The organism is Catellatospora coxensis (assembly GCF_016862635.1).
Taxonomy (GTDB): domain Bacteria; phylum Actinomycetota; class Actinomycetes; order Mycobacteriales; family Micromonosporaceae; genus Catellatospora; species Catellatospora coxensis.
This window is the reverse complement of the sequence record NZ_BONI01000066.1, coordinates 48518-54845: the sequence shown is the minus strand read 5'-3', so window position 1 is coordinate 54845 and position 6328 is coordinate 48518. Positions and strand designations below refer to the sequence as shown.

Sequence of the window (6328 nt, the reverse complement as noted above, 5' to 3'; positions counted from 1 at the left end):
GGTGTCCGCGATCCACCGGCGCACCTCGGCGGCCAAGCAGTGGCTGGAGAACCTGCGCACCCGCTCCACGGAGGGCGTCATCTTCGTGACGTCCACGTTGGAGCCACCGTTGCAGGCCGAACTGCGCCGCCTCAACATCCCCGTGGTCATCGTCGACCCGGCGGGGGTGCCCCCGCAGGAGGCGCCGACCATCGGCGCGACCAACTGGGCCGGTGCGCTGCGCGCCACCGAATACCTGATCGGCCTCGGCCACACCCGCATCGGTTTCATCGCCGGGCCGCCGCAGCTGATGTGCAGCCGAGCCCGCATCGACGGCTACCGGGCCGCGCTGGAGGCCGCCGGCCTCGCGGTCGACGACAAGCTCGTCCATCCCGGCAACTTCTACCACGAGGCCGGTTTCTCGGGCGGCAGCCAGCTGCTGCGGCTGCCCGACCCGCCCACCGCGATCTTCGCCTCCAGCGACCAGATGGCCCTGGGCGTGTACGAGGCCGTCCGTCGCCGCGGCCTGCGCGTCGCCGACGACATCAGCGTCGTCGGCTTCGACGACCTGCCCGAGGTCCGCTGGTCCTCGCCACCGCTGACCACGGTCCGCCAGCCGCTGGCCGAGATGGGCCTGCTGGCCGCGCGCACCGTGCTGCGCCTGGCCCAGGGGGAGAAGGTCGAGAGCCCGCGGGTGGAGCTGGCCACCGAGCTGGTCGTACGCGACAGCGCCGCAGCCCCGCGGAGCTGACAGAATCAGGACCGGTAACGAGTATCGGTAGTCGTGCGAAACTTTCATGACTACGCTGAGCCCAGGCTGCCGGACCCTGACCGGCGGCCGTTGCGGCGGCACCCCCTGCCGTCGCGCCGGTCCCGAGGAGCTTTCTGTGGCTGAGAAAGAAACGCGCAAGGTCACCATCGCCGCGATCGCCGACCTGGCCGGGGTGTCCGTGCCCACGGTCTCGCGCGTGCTCAACGGCCGCTCCGATGTGGCCGTGCAGACCCGTGAACGGGTCGAGGAACTGCTCACCCGGCACGGCTACCGCCGCCGCCCGTCGGCCGCGCGCACCAGCTCCGGTCTGCTGGACCTGGTCTTCCCCGACCTCGACAGCCCGTGGGCCGTCGAGATCATCCGCGGGGTCGAGGACGTCGCGCACGCCGCCGGCGTCGGCACCGTCGTCTCGGCCATCCACCGGCGCAACGCTTCGGCCAAGCAGTGGCTCGACGGCGTGCGCAACCGGGCCACCGAGGGCGTCATCTTCGTGACGTCGATGGTCGAGCCGCCGCTGCAGGCGGAGCTGCGCCGGCTCAACATCCCGGTGGTGCTCGTCGACGCCGACGGCATCCCGCAGCAGGACGCGCCCACCGTCGGCGCCACCAACTGGGCCGGCGGCCTGGCCGCCACGGAGTACCTGATCCGGCTCGGCCACCGGCGCATCGGGTTCATCACCGGCCTGCCCCAGCTGATGTGCAGCCGGGCCCGGATGGACGGCTACCGCGCCGCCATGGAGTCGGCCGGGCTGCCGATCGACGACGGGCTCGTCTACCAGGGCGACTTCTACCACGAGTCCGGCTTCGCCGGCGGCACGCACCTGCTGCGGCTGCCCGACCCGCCGACGGCGATCTTCGCCTCCTGCGACCAGATGGCGCTCGGCGTGTACGAGGCCGTACGCCAGCAGGGCCTGCGGGTCGGCGACGACGTCAGCGTCGTCGGCTTCGACGACCTGCCCGAGGTGCGCTGGTCGTCGCCGCCGATGACGACGGTCCGCCAGCCCCTCGCCGAGATGGGCATGGTCGCCGCCCGCACGGTGCTCCGCCTGGCCAGGGGTGAGCACGTGGAGAGCCCGCGGATGGAGCTGGCCACCGAACTCGTCGTACGCGACAGCGCCGCGCCGCCCCGCGTTCGATAGGGATACGCCGATAGTTTCCGGAAGCTCTTGACTCCTTCTCGGCCGGGCGCCCAGGATGGTGATCACCTCCATCGATGTGTGCCCAGCTCTCGAAGTGACTCTCCGATGCGGAGCCACCTGCCCGGTCAGGCCCGCATACCGGGTGCGGCGGCGGCGGCCCCGATCAGGCCGCCGCCGCTGCCGGGCGCACCGGCTCGTAGCGCCTGCCGCGGGCGGCCGGGCTCAGCGAGGCGCTGTGCGCTGCTCGGTTCCGGCGACGGCGGAGGCCGGCACGGCGGGCGGCGCGGCACCCGGCTCGGTGAAACGCGCCGGGTCGTCGAGCGCGCCGTCGTCGAGCAGGGACAGGAACGCGTCCAGGACCGCAGGGTCGAATCGGGTGCCCCGCCCCCGGGCCAGTTCGTCGCGACCGTCCGGCGGCGGCGCCCCCGGCGGGCCCGGGTCGCCGCTGCGCAGCACGGCCCAGGCGTCGCACACGGCGATGATCCGCGCGCCGACCGGGATGTCCGAGCCGGCCAGGCCGTACGGGTAGCCGGCTCCGTCGTGGCGCTCGTGGTGCGCAGCGACCAGCTGTGCCAGGTCGGGACGTCCGGCCAGCTCGACGAGCAGGCGTGCGCCCTGCGCCGGATGGCCGAGGTCTTCGGCCCGGCCGACGCCGCGCGGCTCGTCGGGCTGGTGTGCGGCCAGGCTGGTGATCCGGCCGATGTCGTGCACCCGGGCGGCGGCCGCGGTGCGGCGCTGGGTGGCCTCGTCCAGCCCGAGCCGCGACGCCGTGCGAAACGCCCAGCGCGACACCGCGGCGGCGCACTGCTGGTCGCCCAGCGCCCGGTCGATCCGGTCGGCCATCCACACCAGCGCCGAGGGCAGGTCGGTGACCGGGTCCGCGGCGGTCGCCGCGGGCTGGCCGGAGCCGACGACGCGGTCCCGGCCGAGCGCCTTGGCGCGATAGACGGCCTGGTCGGCCTCGTCGATGAGGGCGTCGGTGTCGATCCGGCCGCGCCCGGGCTCGTCGGTGGCGACCCCGAGCGAGGCGGTGAGCGTCACGGGTTCGGGCACCCCGGCGATGGCCGTCGGGGTGCTGCGCAGGGTCTGCCGCAGCCGTTCGGCCAGCTCGTACGCGGCCGGGGCGGGGGTGCCGGGCAGCAGGCAGACGAACTCCTCGCCGCCGTAGCGGCACAGCAGGTCGCTGCCGCGCACCTCCCGGCGCAGCCGCTGGGCGACGTCGGCGAGCACCGCGTCGCCGACCGTGTGGCCGTAGGTGTCGTTGACCTCCTTGAAGTGGTCCAGGTCGATGAGGATGAGGCTGAGCGGCAGGCGGCGCCGTTCGGCGTGGTCGGCCTCGACGTCGATCATCTCTTTGAAGAAGCGGCGGTTGTACAGGCCGGTGAGCTGGTCGGTTATCGCGGCGGTGCGCAGCCCCTGGGTGAGCCGGGCCCGGTCCCGGGTGGCGACCACCTGGCGTACCAGCAGGCCCAGCAGCAACACCATGGTGACCACGAGCGTCACCAGGCTGAGCCGGCCGACCAGCACGAGGTCGGCGACGGCGAGGCCGCCGACGGCGAGCACGGCCACCACGGCCGGCAGGAACGCCAGGTCTGGGTCGAGGGCGCGGGGCTGGTCGGCCTCACGCCGGCGGCCGGCCACGACGGCCGCCACGCACAGCAGGACGGCTTCGATCTGCCAGCCGAGGTTCACCCAGCTGGAACTCTGGTACTTGTCGACGGCGGTCAGGTAGGCGTACGCGCCGTCGGTGACGGCGGACAGGCCGAACGCGGCGCCCACCAGGATGATCGAGCGGGGCACCTGGCGCGCGCCGCTGAGCAGGACCGCCACCAGGATGCTGACGATGCTCACCGAGAACACCGGATAGAGGAAGGTGACCAGGGCGGGCACGGTCCAGCTGCTGGGCACGAGCGGGCTGATCAGGGTCTGCCAGCCGATCGCCGCCGCGCCGGCGGCCACGAGCAGGGCGTCGAGCAGCCCCTGGGTTCGGCCGAGCATGCCCAGGCCCAGGCCGACCACGATGGCAGGCAGCGCCACGGCGTACGAGAGCAGGTAGGCGGCGTCGGCGAACGACGGCACGGGCGCACCCTCGGGCGAGGTGTAGGCGTACACGGCCCAGGTCGCCTCGCCGATGAGCCACAGCGAGTTCGACACGATCAGCAGCCGCCAGGCGGTGCCGACGCGCTGGCGGGTGCGGCGGGCGGCGTAGACGGCCAGCGCCGTCGCGGCCGCGATCGGCGCCAGGTAGATCACCTCGCCGACCAGGCGGGAGGCGTCGGGGGAGTCGCGGGTGGTCCGCAGCAGGATCGCGTACAGCACCAGCCAGGCGATGCCGGTGAGCACGACGCTCACCACGACCCGGTCCCATCCGGCCGTCCGGGTCTCGAGTGCGCCCTCGTCTACCGCCGTGACGAGCCTCCCGGTGGTGAGAAAACTACCCTCTGTCCAAGTCTGGCACAGTTTCCGGGTCGGGGGGCGCTCCCCGAGGTTCGCCCCGACGGGCGGTGCCGACGGGTGATCACCCGTCGGCACCGCCCCGCCCCGGTCAGGGCTGCGCGGTCAACCGGAACGACTGCGCCCCGGTGCCGTTGCAGGTGTACTGCACCAGCTGGACGCTGTCGGCCGTCGACGCCGCGGGGACGTCGAGGCACTTGCCGCTGTGCCGGGACACGAAGTGGTAGTACCCGCCGCCCTCGGACACGGGCAGCCACTGCTGGTTGTTGCCCCCGCCGTAGGTCCACAGGTGGATCAGCGCGTTGTCGGCGCCGGACACCCCGTTGACGTCGAGCACCTGGTTGGCGTTGTTGCGGTTGTTGATCCGCACGTAGCCGCCGCTGGTCGGCTGGAACAGGTACTGCTGGGCGAAGCTGTTGTTGCAGGTGTACTGCTGGATCGCGGTGCCGTTCGCGGTGCCCGAGGAGCGGGCGTCGACGCACTTGTTGCTGGTCTTGTTGATCACGCTGTACCAGGTGGTCGACGAGATCGGGCCGCTCGGCGGGGGCCCGCCCGCGCCGAACGGGCTCAGCACGATGCTCGCCGAGCGCGGGTCGCCGTCGTGGACCAGCGACTCGAACGCGCCGACGTCGTCGAAGGCGAACGCGTACGCCTTGCCGTCGGCCATGTTCGCGTGAATGATCTTGGCGTACTGGTTGGTGGGGCTGTTCTGGTAGAACTGGGCCGCGTTGGTGCTGGGCTGGGTGTCGATGGTGCCCAGCGTGCCGCGGTTGAGCGCGGCGCACAGGGTGCGCGCGATCGGGCCGACGACCAGGTCGTTGGGCGCCTGCAGGTTGCCGTCGCAGCCCCACACGTGGGCGCTGGTCGGCTTGTTGAACGACGCCACCTGCTGGCCCGCCGAGTTGGTGAAATTCATGACGCTGCCGCTGGTCCGCCCGAAGTAGCGGGTGTTGGGCTGGTCGGTGAACGGCACCACGGTCAGCGTCTTGGACGCGTACGCGTTCCACGCCGAGGTGATGTACCCGTCGAGGTAGGTGGCGCTGAACAGCCCGGCCCCGGCCGCCTTGCCCGGGGCGAGCACGCGCAGCACCGTGCCGTCCGACGGGCGGGTGTAGACCGTGTTCGCCCAGCCCGACTGCGCCCGGATCTGGCTGATCACGTTGTTGCGCCCGTTGGAGACCACGTCACCGGTGCGCTTGGTCGCCCCGGACGCGCCGGTCACCGTCACCGCGTGCGGCACCGAGAACATGTCGACCTGGGAACTGTTGATCCACAGGCCGGCGTCGTTGTAGGTGAACTCGCTCCAGTCGAACAGGATGTTGTAGTTGGCGTCGCCGGACGCCCACGGCGCGGGCTGGACCAGGCCGTCGGGGGTGAGGAAGAACTTGAGCTTCTCGCCGAAGGAGAAGTAGGCCCGGCCGGAGAAACCGCGCGGGAAGCGGATGGTGCTGCTGCCGCCGTTGCCGGGGCCGGCGATCGACACGTCGGGGGCCGGTGACGGCGGGATCTGCCCGCCGCTCCACGGCGTGAACGCGCCCGCGGCGTTGACGTAGCCGAGCCGGCCGGTGGACAGCTGTACGCCGATGACGTACAGGTAGACCGCGTCGCCGCGGCCGGTGTTGTTGGTGACGGTGACGGGGAGCGGGTCGGGTCCGATCGCCTGGGCGGGCGAGGCGGTCGCGGCGACGGCCAGCGGGACTGCCAGCGCGGTCGCGGCCAGCGCGCCGAGGACTTTTCGTCTGGTACGCATGTCGCGGAACCTCACATTCTCGATGAGGTGGACGGATCCCGCAGCGGGCGACTGCGAGAGCGCTCTCCAAGCCCGGTCGGGCGCGGGCCGGTCCGGTGTCACCGCGACTCAGGGCTACCTCGCGATGACGCGCGTTTCCGAATGCTTGAGAGAGCGCTCTCACGATACGGTGCGCGCAAATCCCGGTCAATAGACGGTGAACGATGATGAGCCGGGTCGCGCGCACGGCGCGGCC

General features: G+C 72.3%; 4 protein-coding genes. 2 read left to right on the top strand and 2 right to left on the bottom strand.

Annotated features, from left to right (window positions below; translation table 11 throughout):
• Positions 1–730, top strand: a 730-nt coding sequence (locus Cco03nite_RS30985; protein WP_203696605.1) for a substrate-binding domain-containing protein, incomplete at its 5' end; no start/stop codon positions are given.
• Positions 731–866: 136 nt separating this feature from the next.
• Positions 867–1889, top strand: a complete 1023-nt coding sequence (locus Cco03nite_RS30980) for a LacI family DNA-binding transcriptional regulator (RefSeq protein ID WP_239167798.1) — start codon at positions 867–869, stop codon at positions 1887–1889.
• 222 nt (positions 1890–2111) lie between these two features.
• Here the strand turns inward: Cco03nite_RS30980 and Cco03nite_RS30975 are convergent, their stop codons facing one another.
• Together Cco03nite_RS30975 and Cco03nite_RS30970 are read right to left on the bottom strand one after the other, a co-directional pair.
• The gene (locus tag Cco03nite_RS30975) at positions 2112–4244 is read right to left on the bottom strand and encodes a bifunctional diguanylate cyclase/phosphohydrolase (RefSeq protein WP_203696601.1); all 2133 of its coding nucleotides are present in this window, start codon (positions 4242–4244) and stop codon (positions 2112–2114) included.
• A 190-nt stretch (positions 4245–4434) separates the two neighbouring features.
• On the bottom strand, positions 4435–6093 hold the full coding sequence (locus Cco03nite_RS30970) for a beta-1,3-glucanase family protein (protein ID WP_203696593.1): 1659 nt from the start codon (positions 6091–6093) through the stop codon (positions 4435–4437).
• Positions 6094–6328 lie beyond the last annotated feature (235 nt).

Bases quoted from the DNA above. Each gene is read 5' to 3' on its own strand.
- Cco03nite_RS30970 (WP_203696593.1), bottom strand. From the start codon at position 6,093: ATGCGTACCAGACGAAAAGTCCTCGGCGCGCTGGCCGCGACCGCGCTG.